This is a genomic window from Pseudomonas sp. PGPPP1 (assembly GCF_002255865.1).
Lineage (GTDB): Bacteria > Pseudomonadota > Gammaproteobacteria > Pseudomonadales > Pseudomonadaceae > Aquipseudomonas > Aquipseudomonas cremoris.
In genome coordinates this window covers 978,153-998,223 of sequence record NZ_NKIG01000001.1, presented here as the reverse complement: position 1 = coordinate 998,223, position 20,071 = coordinate 978,153, and the positions used below count along the sequence as shown (strand labels likewise).

The following is a 20,071-nucleotide window of genomic DNA, read 5'->3' as shown; positions in this document are numbered from 1 at the left end:
AACAAGGGTGTTGTGTTGAGTCGATAGTTGCGTAAAGCAGTGGGAAGTGGAAATTACAAGTTGTGATCGAATCCATCGGCAGGGGCGATAGTTATGTCAGGCGAACTGGATGGCAGCTTACTTAAAGTATTTGTGGCAATTATCGAGTGCCAGGGTTTTTCGGCAGCGGCCGAACGCCTGCATAAAACCCAGTCCACGGTGAGCCAGAGTTTGCAGCGCCTGGAAGAGATCGTCGGCACGCCGCTGATCCGTCGCACCAGCCGCTCCATCGGCCTGACGCCGGGTGGAGAGACTTTTCTGATCTACGCGCGGCAAATCCTCAAGCTGCACCATGAGGCGGTGGCCGCCGCGCAATTGCCTAATGAGCAGGTGTGCATTCACCTGGGTATGCCCGAGGACTACGCCGAATATTGCCTGGGCGGCATGCTCAAGGACTTCCAGGCGCAGTTTGCGCAGGTGCGCCCGGACATCTGTTGCGAGATGTCCACCGCGTTGGTCAGCCGTTTGAATCGTGGCGAGCTGGACCTGGTGCTGGGCGTGGAACACGCCGGGCTGCAACCCGGTGAATACCTGTGTGATGAGCCTTTGGTGTGGGTGGCAGCGCCGAGTTGGAGCTGCGTGGGGCGCCAGTCAGTGCCGTTGGCGGTGTATGCCGAGGGCTGCGCATTTCGCGCCAATGCGGTGCAGGCGCTGGCCCAGGCTGGGCGCTCGTGGCAAGTGGTCTACACCAGCCAGAGCCCCCGTGGCATCGCGATTGCCATCGAGCAAGGTTTGTCGGTAGGGGTGATGGCGCGGCGCCTGGTGCCGGAAGGCTGGCAGATCCTGGATGAGCACCAGGGCTTTCCGCCGATTGCCCCGGCACGCCTGATGTTTTGGCGCCCGGCGGGTTGCCAGGTGCCAGAGGTGGAGGCGCTGGTGGAGATTCTGCAGCGTCAGCTTGGGCGCTCAGGGTATGCGGACAGGCCGCGCCATGCGGGCATGTCCATCAGCCATGCGCTTGAGCATTAGCAGGCTAGCGAGCACCCAGGCGACGATCCAGGCATGCACCACGGCAAACTCACCGCTGGCTTGCAGCAACCCGCCACACACGCCATTGGCCGTGGCGCTGGCCAGGCCGTAGCTGACCATGCTCAGGCTCACCACTTGCAGGCTTTGCAGCGGCTCGAGGCGGGCGCTGAGGTAGGCCGCCATCAAGCCCCAGGACGGGAAGTAAAACAGCGCGAACAGCCCGGCTGCCAGCCAACTCAGCAACAAACTCGGTTGCCACAGCAGGCCGAGCATCACCAGGCCGAACGCACTGATGCTCACTGCCAGCACGCGCAGCGCGCCCCAACGATCCGCCAGTGTGCCCAGCAACAGCCCGCCGACGATCCCGCCGATGCCGATCAGCGTCCACATCGAACCGGTTAGCGCCGCACTGGCGTGCAAGCGCTCGCTGACAAACGCCGAGAGAAAATTAAGGAACGGCCCGCTGATTGCGCCGATAAAGCCGCTGAGCAACACAATCTGCATCGCGACAGGCTGCTCCAGGCACAGGCGCAGCCATTGCCGCAAAACATGCTTGAAACCCGGCGCTTTGGTTGAGCTGGGAGCCTGCGGGGCGGGGGCGGGCACGGCCCACAGGGTCAGCAGCGTGACCAGCAGTGTCAAGCCTGCACAGATCAGCCAGAACTGGCGCAATGACAATCCCTGCAATAAAGCGATCAACACCCCGTTCAAGCAGATCGCAAACGCCGCCCCCGAAGACGCCAACCCCAATACACGGCTGCGGTGGCTCGCCGGGATCACCTCTCGTGCCAGTGCCGCAATCGCATTCCAATTCGCCACGGCGCAGGCCGACACCAACGCCAGGCACAGTGCGAACGGCAGCACCCAGGGCGTGGCCAGTGCCAGGGCCAGCAGCAACGGGCTGAGAAGCATGGTCAGGCGCACCATGGTTTGCGGGCGTACCCAGGCGGCGGCGACCCCGCTGGCCACCGAGGCGCCCATGTAAAACAGTTGCAATAGCGCCGCGATAAAGGCGGCCTGGCTGTAACTGAGTTCATAGGCCTGGCGTATCTGCGGCAATAACGCCGAATACAGAAAGATACTGAAACCATGCGTCGTGGCATTACAGGCAGTAAAGACCAATGCCACTACACCAATATGGACAGGGCGCGGAACTATCGGCATGAACTTGCCTCGATGGCTAATGTGCAACAAGAGGGGGCGAAGTATCAAAGTTTGCACTGGGAAAGTGCGCGGTTTAATCAGCACTTTGATAATGTAAAAGACTAGCGTTTATATAAATAAAACGACCAATGCTTAATTCTCATGTTCGCTGTGCGTAATAGTCGTGCTCCTTAGTTGTCAACGACAACAGTGAGCGAGAAACGACACGCTGCGGTATGTTGCTCGGGAATTTTCCTACGCATCGTGGGAAGCTCTACTTCTTGTCAGTCGTTTTCGAGTGCCTGTTATGAAACGCAAAATGCCCGGTCTCAACGCCCTCAAAGCCTTCGAAGTCGCCGGCAGTACCGGCAGTTTTACCCGGGCTGCCGAGCTGCTGAACGTGACCCAGAGCGCCGTCAGCCGCCAGGTGCGTCAGTTGGAAGAACAACTGGGCGAGAACCTGCTGGAGCGGCGCCATCACCACCTCGAGCTGACCAGTGCCGGGCGTGTGCTGTTGCGGGCCTTGCACCAGTCCTTCGACAAGATCGAGCTGACGGTGCGCAGCATCCAACAGAAAACCCACTCCAACCGGCTGCACATCAACGCACCGCCGACCTTTACCAGCCGCTGGCTGATGCCGCGCCTGGGGCGCTTGCGCGAGGCCCATCCTGAATTGGAATTGAGCATTACCACGTGCCTGCAGGACAGCCTGGCGCAAACCAGCACGCTGGACTGCGCCATTCGTTTTGGCAATGGTGAGTGGGATGGGTTGGACAGCTCGCTGCTGATCCAGGAGCGGCATATCGCGGTGTGCGCGCCGTCGTTATATGCCCGTGAATGCAGTGATGGCGTGGACCTCAACCGCATGACCCTGCTGCATGTGCTGGCCAGTGAGGACCAGCGTTACCTGACGTGGAAGCATTGGCTGGACGCGGCGCGCATCCATGGGGTGGATACCCAAGGCGGGTATGAGTTCGACCTGCTGGATCTGGCGATCCGCGCGGCAACCGATGGGTTGGGCATCACCATTGCCGATTGGCACATGGTCGCGGCGGAACTGGCCTGCGGGCAATTGACCCAGGTGTTGAATGTGCACGTGGAAGGGCATCAGTCGTACTGGCTGGTAACCCGGCCAGAGCAGACGGACATGCCGCAGTTGCAGGTGTTTGGGCAGTGGTTGCAGGATGAAATCTGGTTGGCACAAAGACAATTGGAACCTTCGACCGCCGCGGTGTCTTCCTAAGGAACCCGGTCAAAAATGTGGGAGCGGGCTTGCTCGCGAATACGGAGTGTCAGTCACAGGTGCTTTGACTGGCCCACCGTATTCGCGAGCAAGCCCGCTCCCACATTTGGTTTTGCATAGGCCAGGCAGGTTCGTAAGCCCCCATAACCTGCTTTTTTCTCACGTTACCCCACCCAATAAGTCGTTTGCCCGGCCCCCTAACAACGACAAAACTGCATGTCACTCGCAAAACAACAACGTTGGGCAAACCACATGCAACCCGAGCGCAATTTCTACAACGGCCACTTCGCCGAACCCGCCAGCGATGCCTTGATCGCCGTCTACAACCCCGCCACCGAAACCCTGGTTGGCCACGTCAGCGCGGCCACCGCCGATGAGGCTATCGCCGCCGTCGACGCCGCCGCCATCGCCCAGAAAGCCTGGGGCAAGCTCACCAGTATCGAGCGCGCCGAACACCTGCGTGCGTTTGCCGATGCCCTGGACACCCACGCTGAAAGCATCGGCAAGGCCCTTGCCAGCGAGTCCGGCAAGAGTGTCAGCGACGCCAGCAACGAAGCGCGTTATGCCGCGCAGATCACCCGTTACCACGCTGAGTGGGCGCGCCGTATCGAAGGCGAGATCATCCCCAGCGATACCCCGGACGAAAACCTGTTCCTGCAACGCGAGCCGATTGGCGTCGTGGCCTGCCTGATTCCGTTCAACTACCCGGTCTACACCTTGCTGCGCAAGATTGCCCCGGCGTTGATCGCAGGCAATACCGTGGTGGTGCGCCCGAGCAACAACACGCCGCTGTCGGCGTTTGAAATCGCCAAGGCGGTGGTCACGGCTGGCATCCCGGCTGGGGTGATCAACATCCTCACCATGGACCACGCCACCGCTGCCAGCGTCTGCACCCACAAGGCCGTTGGTTTGATTACCCTCACCGGCAGCGTCAATGCCGGGCGTATCGTGTTGGATTACTGCAAGGCCAACATCGCCAAGCCGTCCCTGGAACTGGGCGGCAAAACCCCGGCGATCATCGAGGCCGATGCGGACCTGGAACAGGCGGCCAGCGCCATCGTTGCCTCCAAGACCACCCACTGCGGCCAGCTGTGCACGGCGGTGGAGCGTGTGTACGTGCACGAAAGCATTTACGACCGCTTCTTGGCGCTGCTGAAAACAAAGATCAGCGCGGTCAAGTTTGGCGATCGTGCCCAGGACGCCAGCCTGATGGGCCCACTGGTCAACGCCAGCTCACAAAAGAATATCCACGCCATGGTCGAGCGCGCCGTCGCCGCCGGTGCTGTACTGGAAGTGGGCGGCGTGCTGCCCGAAGGCCCTGGGCATTTCTACCCGCCGACCTTGCTCAGCGGCTGCCGCCAGGACATGGAGATCATTCAGGAAGAAATCTTTGGCCCGGTACTGCCGGTGCTCAAGTACCGCGACATTGACGAAGCCCTGGCCATGGCCAACGACCATCAGTTTGGTCTCTCGTCGGTGCTTTACACCGAGAACTACCGCACGGCGATGAAAGTGGCGAACGCCATCGAGGCCGGCGAGTTGTACGTCAATCGCACCCCGGCCGACCCTTACCAAGGGTTCCACGCCGGTTGGAAACGCTCAGGGCTGGGCGGCGATGACGGTAAGCACGGGATGCTTGAGTTCACCCAGACCCGCTTGGTGGTCATGAAGTACTGATCCACGAACACTTGCTGCACCTTCAATAAAAACAATTATCAGGGCACCCGCGCATCGGGTGCCTGAGGTCCACACGATGTCCAAGCCTGCACCCGTTGCCCAGGTTTCCGTTGCCGTGCCCGCGGCAAACAGCGACAAAGCCAGTCGCTACTTCCAATTGCTGTTGCTGGTGCTGGCCGCCGGGGCGATCTACCCGATCCTTTACCTGCGCCAGGTCTACCAGACCACCATGCTGGAGGTGTTCCACATCAACCACAGCGAGCTGGGCTACCTGTACTCCATGCTCGGCACGATCTTCTTGCTCAGTTACTTGCCCAGCGGTTGGCTGGCCGACCGTTTGCCGCCACGCTTCTTGATCTTTTTCTCCCTGGTCGCCACCGGCGCACTGGGCCTGTGGTATGCCAGCGTGCCGTCGATGACCGGCCTGATGATCATCTTCGGTTGCTGGGGCCTGACCACCGGCCTGACGTTCTGGGCCTCGGTGCTCAAGCGCGTGAAGATGATTGCCCATCACACTGAACAGGGCCGTTTCTTCGGCATCCTCGACGGCGGCCGTGGGTTGGTGGAAGCCTTGCTCGCCACCGTGGCGCTGGGTTTGTTCGCCTACGCCACCGAAACCCGCAGCCAGACAGCGGCGCAGGGCTTCAAGCACGTCGTGTACCTGTATTCCTTCGTGTGTATTGCCATCGGCTGTGTGCTGGTGCTGCTCAAGGATCCCAAGTCCATGGCCGACACCGCTGCGGTAGAGAAGGGCAAGTTCAACCTGCTCGCCGACCTGACCACCCTGGTGAAAATCCCTGAGCTGTGGCTGGTGACCGCCATCGTGTTCTGTGGTTACCACATGTTCTGGGCCACCTACAGCTTCTCCGACTACCTGCAAGGCAGCGGCATGACCGCTGTGATGGCCGGCACCATTACCACCATCAAACTGTGGATGCGCCCCATCGGCGGCATCGGTGGGGGCTGGTTGGGGGACAAGTTCTCGAACATCTCGGTGCTGATCGTGGCGTTGGTGCTGGTGACCCTGGCGATGGTGGGACTGATCGTGTTCCCGGCGCTCAACAGCCTGGGCCTGCTGATCGGCACGGTGATCTTTATCGGCCTGATGACCTACGCGATTCGTGGCCTGTACTGGGCGATCCTCGACAGCTGTGACATCCCGCTGCGCATCACCGGCCTGGCCATCGGCATTGTCTCGGTGGTGGGTTACCTGCCGGACACCTTTATCCCGCTGATCAACGGCTACTTGACCGACACCTACCCAGGCAAGGCCGGTTACAACCTGTATTTCGGCTACATCGCCTTCATCGGCGTGCTCGGCACCCTTGCGGCCCTGACCCTGCGCGCCCGAATCAACCGTAAAAAATTCAACCAGACCGGTGCCTGAGATGAAAATCGTCGCCCTTGAAACCCATATCGTTGCCGTTCCACCGCCGCATATCGGTGGCATGTACTGGCTGTTCGTCAAACTCAAGACCGACTGCGGCATCGAAGGCGTCGGCGAGATCTACGCCGCCACCTTCGGCCCCAAGGCCATGCTGCCGATCATTGAGGACGTGTTCGAGCGCTACCTGCTCAACCACGACCCGCACCATATCGAGCGCTTCTTCCGCCAGGCGTATTCCAGCGGTTTCACCCAGCGTCCGGACCTGACCATGATGGGCGTGGTCAGCGGCCTGGAAATGGCGTGCTGGGACATCATCGGCAAGGCCGCCAACAAGCCGGTCTACGAGTTGCTGGGTGGCAAGGTCAACGAGCGCCTGCGCTCCTACACCTACCTGTACCCGGTCAACAGCAAAGGCGAGTACGACTACGACGACCCGGACCTGGCCGCCGAGTGCGCCATCGAGAACATGAACAAGGGCTTCACTGCCGTGAAGTTCGACCCGGCAGGCCCGTACACCGCGTATTCCGGCCACCAGATTTCCCTGGAAGTGCTGGAACGCTGCGAGACCTTCTGCCGCAAGATCCGCGAAGCGGTGGGCGACAAGTGCGACCTGCTGTTCGGCACTCATGGGCAGATGGTGCCGTCCTCGGCAATCCGCCTGGCCAAGCGCCTGGAAAAATACGACCCGCTGTGGTTCGAGGAACCCGTACCACCGGGCCAGGAAGACGCCATGGCCCAGGTTGCAGCCAAGACCAGCATCCCGATTGCCACCGGCGAGCGGCTGACCACCAAGTATGAGTTTTTCAAGCTGCTGCAAGCCGGCGGTGCGTCGATCCTGCAAATGAACGTGGCGCGCTGCGGCGGGCTGCTGGAAGCCAAGAAGATCGCGAGCATGGCCGAGGCCTACTACGCGCAGATCGCGCCGCACTTGTACAACGGGCCGATTGGCGCGGCGGCAAGTTTCCAACTGGCGACCTGCACGCCGAACTTCCTGATCCAGGAAAGCATCATGACCTGGGGTGGTTTCCACGCTGAAGTGCTGACCAAGCCGCTGCAATGGGAGGACGGCTACATCATTCCGTCCACCGAGCCGGGCCTGGGGGTGGAACTGAACATGGACGTGGTGCGCAAGCACACGCCGTACACCGGCGAACGCTTGCACCTGCAAATGGCGCCTGCTCCAGCTGACGTGAAAGACACTTCGCCCGCCAAGGGCTAAAAAACGACTTAAGCGGTAACCGTGAATGACATATGACTACATCATCGCCGGCGCTGGCGCTGCCGGCTGCGTCCTGGCCAACCGGCTGTCCGCCTCGGGCGAATACTCCGTGTTGCTGCTGGAAGCCGGCGGCAAGGACAGCTCCTGGTGGTTCAAGATCCCGGTCGGTTTCGCCAAGATGTATTACAACCCGACCTTCAACTGGATGTACTACAGCCAGCCGCAAAAGCAGCTGGCCGACCGCGCCATCTATGCCCCACGGGGCAAAGTGCAGGGCGGCTCGGGCTCAATCAACGCAATGATCTACGTGCGTGGCCAAGCCCATGACTTCAATGATTGGGCGGCCAATGGCAACGACGGCTGGGGCTTCAAAGACGTCTTGCCGTACTTCCGTAAGCTGGAAAATCACCCGCTGGGCGATACCGAGTACCACGGCAGCAGCGGCCCCATCAGCATCACGCCGATGAAGGGCCAAACCCACCCGATCTGCGATGTGTTCCTCAAGGGCTGCGAGCAACTGGGCTATGCCCACAGCGATGATTTCAACGGCCCGAACTTCGAAGGCGCGGGCCTGTATGACGTCAACACCCGCAATGGCGAGCGCAGCTCCAGCAGCTTTGCGCACCTGCACCCGGCGCTGGGCCGCAAGAACCTCACCGTGGAGCTGCATGCCCTGGTGGACCGCGTGCTGTTCGACGAGCACCAACGCGCCACCGGGATTGCGGTGACTCAGCACGGTGTGGTCCGCACCTTCACGGCGCGCAAGGAAGTGATCCTGTGTGCCGGCGCGGTGGACACGCCGAAGATCCTGCAACTGTCCGGCGTGGCCGACCAGCAATTGTTGGCCGAGCACAGTATCCCGCTGGTAAAGCATTTGCCGGCGGTGGGGCAGAACCTGCAAGACCACCTGTGCGCAAGCTACTACTACAAGGCCAATATCCCCACGTTGAACGACGAACTCAGCTCGCTGTTCGGCCAATTGAAACTGGGCCTCAAGTACCTGCTGACTCGCAAGGGCGCGCTGGCCATGAGCGTGAACCAGGCCGGTGGTTTCTTTCGCGGCAATGATGAGCAGAAGGACCCGAACCTGCAGCTGTACTTCAACCCACTGTCGTACCAGATCCCGAAAAACAACAAGGCCAGCCTCAAGCCCGAGCCGTATTCCGGCTTCCTGCTGTGCTTCAACCCGTGCCGTCCCACCAGCCGCGGTACCATCCGTATCGCCTCGAAAAACCCACGGGACGCGGCGTTGATCGACCCCAATTACCTGAGCACCCAGAAGGACATCGACGAGGTGATCCAGGGCAGCCGGTTGATGCGCAAGATCATGCAGGCACCGGCGCTCAAGGGCATCACCGTGGCCGAAGTGTTGCCCGGCAACGCGGTACAGACCGACGAGCAGATGCTGCAGTATTTCCGCGAAAACAGCGGCTCTATCTACCACCTGTGCGGCTCCTGCGCCATGGGCTCGGACCCGCTGGTGTCGGTGGTGGACAAGCGCTTGAAGGTGCACGGGCTGGACGGGTTGCGCATTGTCGATGCGTCGATCTTCCCGAACGTGACCTCGGGCAATACCCATGCGGCGGTGTTGATGGTGGCGGAGAAGGGCGCGGACCTGATATTGCAGGATGCTTGAGGCCGCCCAATAAACACAACGTTGAAAAGATCATGGTGCACCGGCGCGATATTAAATAGAATGAATCTCATTTGAGACTCACTCGCGCCGTGCAGGTCGCTTGCCATGAATGATGCTGTTGCCCCGACCCACGCCCCCGAACTGACTTTGTCGAGTCTCTACCGTGACCACCGCAGTTGGCTGGAAAGCTGGCTGCGTCGACGCCTGGGCAATGCCTGGGATGCGGCGGACCTGAGTCAGGATACGTTCTTGCGGGTACTCGCCAGCGCCCAGCCGATTGCGCAGATGCAGGAGCCGCGTGCGTATCTGGTGACGGTTGGCAAGCGCCTGCTGATCAACTTTCATCAGCGGCGCAGCCTGGAGCAAGCCTATCTGAGCGCCTTGGCCACACTGCCTGAAACCTGTGTGCCGTCGCCCGAACAGCGCTGGTTGTTGCTGGAAACCCTGCAAGCCCTGGATGAGTTGCTCGATGGCTTGCCTGTGTTGGTGCGTCGCGCATTTCTGTGGAGCCAACTGGAAGGCCTGGGCTATCGCGAGATTGCCGAGCGCCTTGACGTCTCCGAGCGCACCGTGAAGCGCTACATGGCCCAGGCTTACGAGCATTGCTTGCTGGTGGACCTGTGAGCCGCGACGTTGCGCGCGCGGCGGCGCAATGGCTGGCGTTGCTGGAGTCTGGCGCAGCCACCGAGCGCGATCACGTGGCGTTGCAGCACTGGCGTGACAGCCACCCCCAGCACGAACAAACCTGGCAGAAAGCCCAAACCCTGCGCCAACGGTTCAGCGACTTGCCCCAGGCCTTGGCCATGGCCAGCCTCGACCGCCCGCAACCGGGACGGCGCGCCGTGCTCAAGCGTGCGTTAGGGTTGGCAGCCTTGGTGCCAACGGCGTGGTTGATCAGCCGCCAATTGCCTATCGAGACATGGCGTGCCGACCTGCATACGGCGACCGGCGAGCGTAAGCGCCTGGCGTTGGCTGACGGTGCCAGCTTGCAGCTCAATACGGCGACCGCCGTCGACGTGGCGCAACGGCGTATCAGCCTGGTGGACGGGGAGTTGGCGCTGAATGTGCCGGGCGTGGCAGCAATGACGGTGCACACGCGCTATGGCGAACTCAGCGTCAGCCAGGCGCAAGTGTGCGTGCGGCAACTGGCTTCCGGCTGCCTGGTGTCGGTGCTCAAGGGGGCGGTGCAGGTGCGTGACCTGAACGGCCAGCTCGCGACCTTGCAAGGCGGCCAGCAAGCGCCCCTGAACGCAAGCGGCCTGGGGGGCTCGGCACCGTTTGACGTGTCACAGCTGGGTTGGCGCGACGGCGTGCTGACGGCGCAAAACCAGCCGCTGGGGGATTTTTTGCGTGAGCTGGAACGGTATCGTCCCGGCGTGTTGCGCTGGGACCCACGGCTGGAAGGTTTGCGGGTTACCGGTAGTTTTCGGCTGGATGATACGGATCGCATCCTCAACCTGCTGGCCTCGACCTTGGGGTTCGAGGTGCAGGCGCGAACCCGCTATTGGGTCACCCTCAGTTAAGAGATTGCATGCCCAACGGTGCTCTGTAGTGAGCGGGCTTGTCCCGCGCTGGGCTGCGAAGCAGCCCCAAAATCGGGCAACCAGGTTCTTCCTGGAGGGATGCGTCTGCCGAATTAGGGCCGCTTCGCAGCCCAGCGCGGGACAAGCCCGCTCACTACAAAAGCTATGTCGCCACTATTACCATTTTAGAGCGGTTTTCAGATCACATGCGCCCGCTGCAACTCTGTCAGGGACAACGCTTTCAACTGCGCCAGCAGCGGATCACGCCGGTCCCTCGGGTGCGGCAAGTCCACTGTCAATTCCTGGCGAATGCTGCTCGGCCGGTTGTCCATCACCAGCACTCGATCACTCAGGTACAGCGCCTCGTCGACATCGTGGGTCACCAGCAGCAACGCGATGGCGTGGTGCTCGGCCAGTTGCAGCAGCAAGTCTTGCAGCTTCATGCGGGTAAACGCATCCACCGCGCTGAATGGCTCATCCAACAGCAAGACCTGTGGGCGTGAATACAGGCCACGGGCGATGGCCACCCGTTGCGCCATGCCGCCGGACAGTGCCTTGGGCAGCGCCTGTGCAAAACCCTTAAGGCCGACTTCCTCGATCAATTGCGTGACCCAGGCCTTGTCGTAGCGGTTGTCGTCGCTGAATCCGATGTTCTGCTCCACCGTGAGCCAAGGCATCAGACGGGGCTCCTGGAACACAAAGGCGACTTCGCCATCCGGGCTGCGCAGTTCACCTTCGAAGTCTTTTTCCAACCCGGCGACGATGCGCAACAGCGTACTTTTGCCGCAGCCGCTTGGCCCCAGCAGGCTTACGGCTTCGCGAGGCTGCAGGGCCAGTCGCACGTCTTTCAGCACCACGGTGTCAGCGAAGCTTTTTCGCGCCACGCGAATATCCAATAACGATGATGTAGTCACTGCTGCGTCCCTTGACCGTTGAAGGTATCGCGCCAGGCCAGGCAGCGTTTTTCCAGCGCCGCGAGCAGGCCATCGCTGACCTTGCCCAACAACGCCAATACGATGATTGCCGCCAGCACGATGTCCGGGCGCGAGGTTTCGCGCCCATCGCTGAGCAGGTAGCCCAGCCCCTTGGTGGCCGCGATCAGCTCGGCGGCCACCAAGAACATCCACGCCAGGCTCAAGCCGCTGCGCAAGCCGGTGAACAAGCCGGGCAGGGCGGCGGGCAGGAGGATGCGGCGTACCAATCGGCGTCGACTAAAGCCATACATTTGCCCGACTTCCACCAGCTTGCGGTCGATGTCGCGGATGGCCGCGACGCCATTGAGGTACACCGGGAAGAACGCGCCAATCGCGATCAGCACGATCTTCGAGGTTTCATCGATCCCCAGCCATAACAGCAACAGCGGCACCCAGGCCAGGCTCGGGATCGAGCGCAACCCGGCGAATGTCGGTTCCAGGTAAGCCTCGGCTTCACGGCTCAAGCCCACCCAGGCGGCAAACACCAGGGCCAGGCTGGCGCCGATGGCAAAACCGAGCAGCACCCGGCCGAGGCTGGCGCTGATGTGTTTCCACAACGCGCCCTCGGCCAGTTGCGTCAGGGTCACGGCGATTTCGCTGGGCGCCGGCATCTGGTACGACGGCAACCAGCCGACCCGCACCACCCCTTCGAGGATCAGCAGGATCAGCGCCGGCAACACCAGGCCCTTGAGTCGGCGAGGCCAGGCACTGCGGTTGATCACCGGCGGCGCTGCCAAGGGCAATGCTTGGGTTTTGCTGGTCATCACGCGCCCCTTATTGACCGAACGAGGTGTCGATCAACTGGTCGATCACCTGGTCCACATTCACCCCGCGACGTACCAGCTCCTCCGACACCAGAATCGGCGCAGCGGCCTTGGACGACACCACGTCCTTGCTGCTCAGGAACGGTGTGCTCAAGTCGGTACGCGACAGTTGCAGCTTGGCCACTTCCAATGGCAGGCCCGACTCATCGGCCAGCAGCTTGGCGAACTCATCCGGGTGCTTCACCGCCCAGTCGCGGGCTTTTTCGTAGGCGCCGAGCACTTTGGTGATGGTCTGTGGGTGCTCCTTGGCAAACTTTTCGGTAACGCTGACTACGCCATAGCTGTTGAAGTCCTTGTTGCGGTACAGCAAGCGCGAACCGGCCTGGATTTCACTGGCGGCCATGTGCGGGTCGAGACCGGCCCAGGCGTCAACATCGCCTTTTTCCAGGGCGGTGCGGCCGTCCGGGTGTTGCAGGTGCACCAGCTCTACATCGTCCTTTTTCAGCCCGGCTTTTTGCAGGCTGCGCAGGGTGAACAGGTACGGGTCGGTGCCTTTGGTGGCGGCGATTTTCTTGCCCTTTAGGTCGGTGACGCTTTTTAGCGGTGAGTCCTTGCGCACCACCAGGGCAGTCCATTCGGCGCGGCTGTACACGTACACCGATTTGATCGGGCTGCCGTTGGCGCGGCTCAACACCGCAGACAGGCTGGCGGAAGACGCAAAGTCCACGCCGCCGCTATTGAGGTACTCCAGGGACCGGTTGCTGCCCTGGCTCAGTACCCAGCCCACCTTGGAGTTTGGCAAGGCCTGCTCCAGCCAGCCGAAGTGCTTGAGCACCAGGCTTACGGGCGAGTAGTAGGCGTAGTCGAGGTTGACCTGCGCGGGATCGGTCTCGGCGGCAAAGGCCTGCGGTTGCAGGCACAGGGCGAGGGCGAAGGCGCCCAGTAAGCGTTGGGTGATGGGTTTCATGGAACTGCTCCGGAAGGCGTTGAGAGAAGGCTTTTCTTATATTCAGAAAATTAGTCGGCATGTTCCATCATGCTTTTCAGGAATATGCAGTCTCTGTGCCAGCAGGTTCGGAGGCGTATTTACGGGGTTTAGCCGGTATAGCGCTGTAGTGGGAGGGGCAGATTGTTGAAACGCTGTTGGCAGGGCAACAGTACGCATATATCTATATCGAATAAATAAAGAGTTATATATTCCTTTTAAGTTTTTCTGCGCTGTTGCATCTTGAGGGCCTGCGCATTCGTGCGGATTGACCCAACAGCCAAAAGGAAAGCCGACATGACCATTAAAGCGATCAACGTGCGCAACCAGTTCAAGGGCGTTATCAAGGAAATCCTGCTGGGCGAAGTGGTGTCCGAAATCGACGTGCAAACCGCGTCCGGCATCGTCACCTCGGTGATCACCACTCGTTCGGTGCGTGACCTGGAATTGAAAGTGGGCAGTGAAGTGATTGCCTTTGTGAAGTCCACCGAAGTGTCCATCGCCAAGCTGTAACTGATCCCCCCGCATTGCGCGGGGGGAACGTTCCCTCAGCGCGTGTGCAGCGCGCGCTCCATGCGCTGCAACCCTTCCTCCAGCAACGCCCGTGGGCAGCCGAAGTTCAAACGCACGAACTGCTGGCTGTCATCGCCGAACTCAATGCCCGCGCTCAAGCCGACCTTGGCCTGCTCCAGGAAGAACTGCTGCGGGTCATCCAGGCCCAGGGCGCTGCAATCCAGCCATGCCAGGAAGGTGCCTTGGGGCGCGTGCATCACCACGCCAGGCAGGCGGGTTTGCACGGCTTCGAGCAGGTAGTCGCGGTTGGCTTGCAGGTAGTGCTTCAACGCGTCCAGCCACTCACCGCATTGGCTGTAGGCGGCGCGGGTGGCCTCCAGGCCCAGGGGGCTGACGCTGTCGACCATGCCGCAGCGCGCGTTGTTGAAACGTTCGCGGATCTCGGCGTTCTGGATCACGGCAAAGCAGGTCTTCAAGCCGGCGACGTTGTAGGCCTTGCTGGCCGACATCAGCGTGATGGTGCGCTGGGCGATCTCAGCGCTGAGGCTGGCGGTGGGAATGTGGCGACGACCGTCGAAGCACAGCTCGGCGTGGATTTCGTCGCTGATGATCAGCGTGCCCTGTTCCAGGCAAGCGTTGGCCACGGCCAGCAATTCTTCACGGGGGAAGACTTTGCCCATGGGGTTGTGCGGGTTGCTCAGCAAGAACGCGCCAGCGCCGGCCAGTGCATCACGCAGGGCGGGCAGCGGGGTCAGGTATTCACCGTTGAGCAACTCGAACGGTACTTCGATCTTCGGCAGGTTCCAGTGCCCGGGTGCCAGGCGGATCGGCCGGTAGTTGGGGGTTTGCAGCACCACAGGCTGGCCCGGTTGCACGAAGGCATGCAGCGCCATGTTGAAGCCGGGCTCGACGCCCGGCAGGAACAGCAGGTCCTCCGGTTGCACACGCCAAGCGTATTTGTTCCACAGGTCGGCAACGATGGCGTCGCGCACATCCGGGCCGGCCACGCTGTAGCCGAGAATCTGTTGGTCGAGGCGCTCGCGCAGGGCCTGCAATACGGCGGGCGGCGCGGCGATATCCATGTCGGCGATCCACATCGGCAACACGTCGGGCGGGTAACGGTTCCACTTGGTGCTGCCGGTACCGAGGCGAGGGTGGATCGTGTCGAAATCAAAGCTCATGGTGGGCTCGTGTCAGGGAGGCGGGCGCAAGAATGGCGCTGATTCTAGCGCCATTGGCCGGTCTGTGGGAGCCGGCTTACAAACCCTGGCTGCCCCTGATCAGGTCGTAGGCTTTGCGTGCAATCGGGTTTGCCGTATTCGGCCGAATCCACAGGTAATACGTGACGTCCGGCAACCTCGGCAGCCCATCCGTTTCGCCGAGAACGCGCATGTCGGGTCCGAGCATCTCCATGCTGCGTGGGGTCACGCCCAGCCCCGCACGGGTGGCGGCCTTGATGCCGATCAAGTTGGAGGCCAAATACGCCTGCCGCCAAGGGATGTTCGCGCGCTCCAGCGCTTCCAGCGCATAGCGCCGGTAGATGCTGGGCTCATCCACCAGAATCAGCGGCAACGGCTCGCTGGGTGAGTGAATGTACTGCGCCGAGCAGATCCACCACACCGGTGAGGTACGCAGGGCAAAGCCTTCAAGGTTTGGGTCGGAGCGGGTGGAGATCACCATGTCCACCTTGCCCCGGTGCAGGTCATCCATCAGGAACGGGCTGCGGCCCACGTCGATCTCCAGGCGCAGGCGCGGTGCGGAGCGGGCGATATGGCTGAGGATCGGCGGCAGGATGGTGTCCGCAATGTCGTGGGGCGAGCCGATGCGCAGCACACCGCTCAGGCTGCTTTCGCGCAGCGAGTTCAATGCGTCGTCGTTCAGCGAAAGCATCTGGCGCGCGTGCCGCAGCAATTGCAGGCCGGGCTCGGTGAGCTGTTTTTGCCGGCCGCGCTTTTCGAACAGGCTGACGCCCACCTGCTGTTCCAGGCGTTGCATGTGCTGGGTCACCGACGATTGCGTGCGCGCCAGGTGCGTGCCGGCTTCGGCGAAGCTGTGGTGGTCGACCACGGCGATGAAGGTGCGCAGCAATTCGAGATCGAGGGTGGACATGGGCATTTTTATATCAAGGGTGTGAAGTTAAACATTACAGAATTTTATGTATTGGTGAAGAAGGTTTTTGCGATGCCCAATAAATCAGGGGTTTTTCTGTATTTCTATGCGTCGAGTTATAACGATATGAGATCTTTGCATTTCCGTTGCCTGGCCACTCTCCCTAGCATGCCCCCCATCAGGTCGGGGTACGCCGATCATTAGCCAGGGAGAAGTCCAATGAAGTTGAAAAAATGGTTGCCGGTGGCCCTGGGGTCGATGATTGCCCTGGGCGGCAGTGTGGCAGCGCAGGCGGATGCGACCCTGGACAAGATCGAGCAACGCCACGTGCTGGTGGTCGGTGTGCTGCTGTCTGGCGGACCGTTTGGCAGCATTGATCCGAGTACGCAAAAGCCCAAGGGCTTGAACGTCGACCTGGCCAATGAGCTGGGCCGTCAACTCAAGGCTGAAGTGCAATTGGTACCGGTTTTGCCGGCCAACCGCGTGCAGTTTCTGCAACAAGGCAAGGTTGACCTGCTGATTGCCAACATGGAATGGACGGCCGAGCGCGGTGAGATCCTCGGGTTTGTGCCCACGCCGTTCTACCGTGTCGGCGGTAGCGCCGCGGTGCTCAAGGACAGCAAGATCACGCGCTGGGAAGACCTCAAGGACCAGCCCGTGTGCACGTCCCAGGGCAGTAGCTACGTCAAGCCGCTGACTGAGTTCGGCGCGCAGATCAAAGCCTTCAAAAGCTCTTCCGAATCGCTGCTGGCACTGCGTGGCAACAACTGTGTAGCGGCGGTACATGACGCCACCCTGATCAATCCGTTGATCAACGACAGCGCCGAGTGGAAGGACTACCGCGCCCTCAGCCCGGAACTCAATCCGGCGCCGTCGGTGATCTGGACCCGTCGTGGCGAAAGCGACACCCAGGCCAAACTCGACCCCATCGTCAAGGAACTGCACCGCAGCGGCTGGCTGATCGACGCCCAGACTCGCAACCGCATCAGCCCGGCATCGCCTGCGCTGGTGGAATTGCAGAAACAGTTCAAGGGCGCTTGAGCACTGTGAGCCATTTGCTGGAGCTGTTCGTCCATTGGGCGGCGGGTTTTGGGTTGAACTACAGCTTTTTGCTGGACGCCTACCAACGCGGCAGCCTGGTGCAGGGCGCATTGACCACTGGCTTGCTGTGCGTGTTCACCATCGTCGGCAGCCTGTTAGCGGGGATTTCCCTGGCGGCCATGCTGACGTCGGGCAACCCGTGGCTGGCCAAGCCAGCGCGGGTGTTTATCGAGGTTACGCGCAATACCCCGACCCTGGTGCAGCTGTACTGCGCGTTCCTGGTGCTGAACATGTTGCTGACCCAAGCGGTGGGCGCGGCCAACCCGCTCACGCCGTTTGCCTGGGTGGTCATCGTGATCTCCCTGCACAAGGGCGCGTTCCATGCCGAAGCCTTGCGTGCGGGCATTGAAGCGGTGCCGGCGGTAACGCTGGAGGCTGCCAGTTCCCTGGCCTTCAGCCGTCGGCAGTTGCTGTGGAATGTGCAGTTGCCGCTGGCCCTGCGCTTTGCGCTGCCGTCGCTGATCAACAACCTGATCGACCTGGTGAAGATGACCGCTGTGGCCTCGGCGATTGCAGTGGGTGATATCACCTACGCCGCCATCATGATCTGGACCCAAAGCGACAACGTGCTGGAGCTGATGATTCTGATTCTGGCGTTTTTCGGCCTGCTGAGCTTTACCGTCAATTGTGTGGGGCGCTGGCTGGAAGCGCGCCTGAGGATGCCCGGCTATGGCCATTGATTCATTCCCGGTGCTGTCGGCGTTGCTGCAATGGTCACCCGCGCTGGTGGCCGGTTTTGGCCAGAACATCCTGATCAGCCTGTTGGCGATTGGCATTGGTTCGGCATTGGGGTTGGTGATCGGTGCATTGGCGTTGTCGCCATTGGGCTTTGTTGCACGGTTGTGGGTGCAGGTGTTTCGCAATGCTCCCTGGCTGGTGCTGATTTATTTCACCACCTACGTGTTCCCGTTCGAGATTCATATCGGCAGCCATTACGTGCCGTTTCCCGATTGGGTCAAGGTCACTATCGGCCTGGCCTTGCCGGCCAGTGCCAACGTGGCGGAGATCTTCCGCGGTGCCATCGGTTCGATCCCCAGCACCCAGTGGGAAGCGGCGCGATCGCTGGCATTTACCCGTGGCCAGTTGTTCCGCTCGATCATCCTGCCGCAGTGCTTCAAACGCATGTTGCCGCCGTGGATGAACCTCTACGCGGTGGTGACCATGGGCACCGCACTGGCCTCGCTGGTGGGTGTGCATGACGTGATCGACACCGCGCAGATCGCCAGCAACACCGTGAACCTCACCGGGTTTACCGTGACGATCTACCTGAGTTTGCTGGTGCTGTTCTTTGCCTATTGCTACCCGATTTCCCGTCTCACCCAACACCTGGAGCGTCGTTATGCCTTCTACTGAATCTCTGGTGAGCTTGCGGGATGTGCAGCTGTCGTTCGGCACCAACGCGGTGCTCAAGGGCATCGACCTGGAGGTGCAGCGCGGCCAGGCGGTGTCGATCATCGGCCCTTCAGGCTCGGGCAAATCGACGATTCTGCGTTGCATTACCGGGCTGTTGCAGCCCCAGCGCGGCAGTATCCGGGTGGGGCAAACTCAGGTCGACACACTGGTTCAGGAAGCCCAACGCATTGAGCTGCGCAAGCGTGTGGGTTTTGTGTTCCAGCAATACAACTTGTTCCCGCACTTGTCGGTGTTGGAAAACCTGGTGATTGCCCCGCGCAAAGTGCTCGGGCGTAACCGCGCCGATGCCGAGAAAGATGCACGAGCGCTGCTCGCCAAGGTGCGCATGGAACACAAGGCCGATGCGTACCCCGGCCAACTCTCCGGCGGCCAGCAACAGCGCGTGGCCATTGCCCGCGCCCTGGCGATGCGCCCGGAGCTGATCCTGTTCGATGAAGTGACCTCGGCCCTCGACCCGGAAACCGTTGGCGAAGTGCTGACGGTGATCCGCGAACTCACCGAAGAGGGCATGACCTGTGTGCTGGTCACCCATGAAATGCGCTTCGCCGAAGAGATCAGCGACGTGGTGTATTTCACCGAAAACGGCGTGATCGTCGAGCATGGCAGCGCGCAGCAGATCTTCCAGAACCCCAACAGCGAACGCACCCAGACGTTCCTGCGTCATGCATTGGGCGATTCGGGGCGCCGTGGCCCCATCGCCCACGACCCGTACCTGCTGACCAATTTGGGTCGTTACAACCTGTCTGTCTGATAAGAGGAAACCCGTGATGAGTACCGAAAACCGTGCCGCCGTTATCGAAGCGTTCTTGCAGCAGATCCGCGTGATCAACAAGCGCGGCGTAGACCGTGCGGCCCTCGAAGAAATTGTCGGTCTGTTGGAAACCCTGGCGGAACGTCGCGACCTGTTCAACTTCGACGCATTCCCCGCGCCAGTGCCGGGGCAGGGCAGCACTGCGTTCCGCTATCGCCTGAATGACGACGGTGATACCCCAACGCTGTACCTCAATTCGCTGCTGCCGGGCAAAAGCACCATCCCCCACAACCACGAGACCTGGGCAATCATCAGCGCTGTGGAGGGCCAGGAAATCAACTACGTCTACGCCCGCAGCGATGAAGGCCAGGCGCCTGGTTTCACCGCCTTGAGCCTGGAAAAGGAAGTGATCGTGCAGCCGGGTACATCCATCTCGTTCCTGGGTGAAGACCTGCACGGCATCAAGGTCGAAGGCGAGCAGGCGACGCTGCACTTCCACCTGTATGGCTTGCCACTGGAGTCCTTGAACGGTCGTTATGGCGTGGAGGCGGACGGCCGCATCCTCAACTACAACGCCTCGCAAATGGCGCCATCGATCAAGGCCTATGCCTGATTGCAGCCACTC

Annotated in this window: 20 protein-coding genes; 14 read left to right on the top strand and 6 right to left on the bottom strand. The window is 61.2% G+C overall.

Translation table 11 applies throughout. The features are described from left to right. Positions 1–93: 93 nt before the first annotated feature. The gene (locus CFE47_RS04545) at positions 94–1,008 is read left to right on the top strand and encodes a LysR family transcriptional regulator (protein WP_286835664.1); all 915 of its coding nucleotides are present in this window, start codon (positions 94–96) and stop codon (positions 1,006–1,008) included. Here CFE47_RS04545 and CFE47_RS04540 read toward each other — a convergent pair. Then, complete coding sequence (locus CFE47_RS04540; RefSeq protein ID WP_286835663.1) at positions 946–2,172, bottom strand: MFS transporter; 1,227 nt, start codon at positions 2,170–2,172, stop codon at positions 946–948. The genes CFE47_RS04545 and CFE47_RS04540 overlap by 63 nt on opposite strands. Before the next feature lie 286 nt (positions 2,173–2,458). Here CFE47_RS04540 and CFE47_RS04535 point away from each other — a divergent pair, with 286 nt between their 5' ends. The 7 genes from CFE47_RS04535 (at position 2,459) to CFE47_RS04505 (ending at position 10,836) form a co-directional block, all read left to right on the top strand. Further along, entirely contained in the window at positions 2,459–3,394 is a 936-nt protein-coding gene (locus CFE47_RS04535) for a LysR substrate-binding domain-containing protein (protein ID WP_185709924.1), read from the top strand. 252 nt (positions 3,395–3,646) lie between these two features. Then, complete coding sequence (gene aldA, locus CFE47_RS04530; RefSeq protein WP_286835702.1) at positions 3,647–5,071, top strand: aldehyde dehydrogenase; 1,425 nt, start codon at positions 3,647–3,649, stop codon at positions 5,069–5,071. Between the two features lie 76 nt (positions 5,072–5,147). Next, on the top strand, positions 5,148–6,458 hold the full coding sequence (locus CFE47_RS04525) for an MFS transporter (protein ID WP_286835662.1): 1,311 nt from the start codon (positions 5,148–5,150) through the stop codon (positions 6,456–6,458). Between the two features lies 1 nt (position 6,459). Beyond that, complete coding sequence (locus CFE47_RS04520) at positions 6,460–7,677, top strand: mandelate racemase/muconate lactonizing enzyme family protein (RefSeq protein ID WP_185709922.1); 1,218 nt, start codon at positions 6,460–6,462, stop codon at positions 7,675–7,677. 25 nt (positions 7,678–7,702) lie between these two features. Further along, on the top strand, positions 7,703–9,313 hold the full coding sequence (locus CFE47_RS04515; RefSeq protein ID WP_286835661.1) for a GMC family oxidoreductase: 1,611 nt from the start codon (positions 7,703–7,705) through the stop codon (positions 9,311–9,313). A gap of 105 nt (positions 9,314–9,418) precedes the next feature. Further along, positions 9,419–9,937 carry a sigma-70 family RNA polymerase sigma factor gene (locus CFE47_RS04510; protein ID WP_185709920.1) on the top strand — a complete coding sequence of 173 codons (519 nt, stop codon included), beginning with the start codon at positions 9,419–9,421 and terminating at the stop codon, positions 9,935–9,937. Continuing rightward, positions 9,934–10,836, top strand: coding sequence for a FecR domain-containing protein (locus CFE47_RS04505; protein WP_286835660.1), 903 nt, complete (start codon positions 9,934–9,936; stop codon positions 10,834–10,836). Before CFE47_RS04510 ends, CFE47_RS04505 begins: the two co-directional genes overlap by 4 nt. 197 nt (positions 10,837–11,033) lie before the next feature. Here the strand turns inward: CFE47_RS04505 and CFE47_RS04500 are convergent, their stop codons facing one another. The 3 genes from CFE47_RS04500 to CFE47_RS04490 are packed head-to-tail and all read right to left on the bottom strand — an operon-like array spanning position 11,034 to position 13,541. After that, positions 11,034–11,750 (bottom strand): ABC transporter ATP-binding protein, encoded by a 717-nt coding sequence (locus CFE47_RS04500; RefSeq protein ID WP_286835659.1) that lies wholly within the window; start codon positions 11,748–11,750, stop codon positions 11,034–11,036. Continuing rightward, the gene (locus tag CFE47_RS04495) at positions 11,747–12,574 is read right to left on the bottom strand and encodes an ABC transporter permease (protein WP_286835658.1); all 828 of its coding nucleotides are present in this window, start codon (positions 12,572–12,574) and stop codon (positions 11,747–11,749) included. The genes CFE47_RS04500 and CFE47_RS04495 overlap by 4 nt, the downstream gene beginning before the upstream one ends. A 10-nt stretch (positions 12,575–12,584) precedes the next feature. Further along, complete coding sequence (locus CFE47_RS04490; RefSeq protein WP_286835657.1) at positions 12,585–13,541, bottom strand: aliphatic sulfonate ABC transporter substrate-binding protein; 957 nt, start codon at positions 13,539–13,541, stop codon at positions 12,585–12,587. 315 nt (positions 13,542–13,856) lie between these two features. On the opposite strand from CFE47_RS04490, the gene CFE47_RS04485 reads away from it, so the two are divergent. Continuing rightward, entirely contained in the window at positions 13,857–14,072 is a 216-nt protein-coding gene (locus CFE47_RS04485; RefSeq protein WP_003173733.1) for a TOBE domain-containing protein, read from the top strand. A gap of 35 nt (positions 14,073–14,107) precedes the next feature. Here CFE47_RS04485 and CFE47_RS04480 read toward each other — a convergent pair whose 3' ends face one another. Continuing rightward, positions 14,108–15,253, bottom strand: coding sequence for a MalY/PatB family protein (locus tag CFE47_RS04480; protein WP_286835656.1), 1,146 nt, complete (start codon positions 15,251–15,253; stop codon positions 14,108–14,110). A 76-nt stretch (positions 15,254–15,329) separates the two neighbouring features. Then, positions 15,330–16,181, bottom strand: a complete 852-nt coding sequence (locus tag CFE47_RS04475) for a LysR substrate-binding domain-containing protein (RefSeq protein WP_185709946.1) — start codon at positions 16,179–16,181, stop codon at positions 15,330–15,332. Positions 16,182–16,400: 219 nt separating this feature from the next. Here CFE47_RS04475 and CFE47_RS04470 point away from each other — a divergent pair, with 219 nt between their 5' ends. The 5 genes from CFE47_RS04470 to CFE47_RS04450 are packed head-to-tail and all read left to right on the top strand — an operon-like array spanning position 16,401 to position 20,059. After that, a complete protein-coding gene (locus CFE47_RS04470) occupies positions 16,401–17,222 on the top strand; it encodes a transporter substrate-binding domain-containing protein (RefSeq protein WP_286835655.1) in 822 nt (273 codons plus the stop codon). A gap of 5 nt (positions 17,223–17,227) precedes the next feature. Then, complete coding sequence (locus tag CFE47_RS04465) at positions 17,228–17,962, top strand: amino acid ABC transporter permease (protein ID WP_286835654.1); 735 nt, start codon at positions 17,228–17,230, stop codon at positions 17,960–17,962. Further along, positions 17,952–18,635 carry an amino acid ABC transporter permease gene (locus tag CFE47_RS04460; protein WP_185709912.1) on the top strand — a complete coding sequence of 228 codons (684 nt, stop codon included), beginning with the start codon at positions 17,952–17,954 and terminating at the stop codon, positions 18,633–18,635. Before CFE47_RS04465 ends, CFE47_RS04460 begins: the two co-directional genes overlap by 11 nt. Beyond that, on the top strand, positions 18,622–19,446 hold the full coding sequence (locus CFE47_RS04455; RefSeq protein ID WP_185709911.1) for an amino acid ABC transporter ATP-binding protein: 825 nt from the start codon (positions 18,622–18,624) through the stop codon (positions 19,444–19,446). Before CFE47_RS04460 ends, CFE47_RS04455 begins: the two co-directional genes overlap by 14 nt. A 16-nt stretch (positions 19,447–19,462) precedes the next feature. Continuing rightward, positions 19,463–20,059, top strand: a complete 597-nt coding sequence (locus CFE47_RS04450; RefSeq protein ID WP_286835653.1) for a cysteine dioxygenase family protein — start codon at positions 19,463–19,465, stop codon at positions 20,057–20,059. The last annotated feature ends 12 nt before the right edge of the window (positions 20,060–20,071 follow it).

Excerpts from the sequence above, each read along its gene's own strand:
- CFE47_RS04545 (WP_286835664.1), top strand. The coding sequence starts at position 94 with ATGTCAGGCGAACTGGATGGCAGCTTACTTAAAGTATTTGTGGCAATT.
- CFE47_RS04470 (WP_286835655.1), top strand. The coding sequence starts at position 16,401 with ATGAAGTTGAAAAAATGGTTGCCGGTGGCCCTGGGGTCGATGATTGCC.
- CFE47_RS04460 (WP_185709912.1), top strand. The coding sequence starts at position 17,952 with ATGGCCATTGATTCATTCCCGGTGCTGTCGGCGTTGCTGCAATGGTCA.
- CFE47_RS04455 (WP_185709911.1), top strand. The coding sequence starts at position 18,622 with ATGCCTTCTACTGAATCTCTGGTGAGCTTGCGGGATGTGCAGCTGTCG.
- CFE47_RS04535 (WP_185709924.1), top strand. The coding sequence starts at position 2,459 with ATGAAACGCAAAATGCCCGGTCTCAACGCCCTCAAAGCCTTCGAAGTC.
- CFE47_RS04525 (WP_286835662.1), top strand. The coding sequence starts at position 5,148 with ATGTCCAAGCCTGCACCCGTTGCCCAGGTTTCCGTTGCCGTGCCCGCG.
- CFE47_RS04450 (WP_286835653.1), top strand. The coding sequence starts at position 19,463 with ATGAGTACCGAAAACCGTGCCGCCGTTATCGAAGCGTTCTTGCAGCAG.
- CFE47_RS04485 (WP_003173733.1), top strand. The coding sequence starts at position 13,857 with ATGACCATTAAAGCGATCAACGTGCGCAACCAGTTCAAGGGCGTTATC.
- CFE47_RS04520 (WP_185709922.1), top strand. The coding sequence starts at position 6,460 with ATGAAAATCGTCGCCCTTGAAACCCATATCGTTGCCGTTCCACCGCCG.
- CFE47_RS04515 (WP_286835661.1), top strand. The coding sequence starts at position 7,703 with ATGACATATGACTACATCATCGCCGGCGCTGGCGCTGCCGGCTGCGTC.
- CFE47_RS04475 (WP_185709946.1), bottom strand. The coding sequence starts at position 16,181 with ATGTCCACCCTCGATCTCGAATTGCTGCGCACCTTCATCGCCGTGGTC.
- aldA (WP_286835702.1), top strand. The coding sequence starts at position 3,647 with ATGCAACCCGAGCGCAATTTCTACAACGGCCACTTCGCCGAACCCGCC.
- CFE47_RS04510 (WP_185709920.1), top strand. The coding sequence starts at position 9,419 with ATGAATGATGCTGTTGCCCCGACCCACGCCCCCGAACTGACTTTGTCG.
- CFE47_RS04490 (WP_286835657.1), bottom strand. The coding sequence starts at position 13,541 with ATGAAACCCATCACCCAACGCTTACTGGGCGCCTTCGCCCTCGCCCTG.
- CFE47_RS04495 (WP_286835658.1), bottom strand. The coding sequence starts at position 12,574 with ATGACCAGCAAAACCCAAGCATTGCCCTTGGCAGCGCCGCCGGTGATC.
- CFE47_RS04540 (WP_286835663.1), bottom strand. The coding sequence starts at position 2,172 with ATGCCGATAGTTCCGCGCCCTGTCCATATTGGTGTAGTGGCATTGGTC.
- CFE47_RS04480 (WP_286835656.1), bottom strand. The coding sequence starts at position 15,253 with ATGAGCTTTGATTTCGACACGATCCACCCTCGCCTCGGTACCGGCAGC.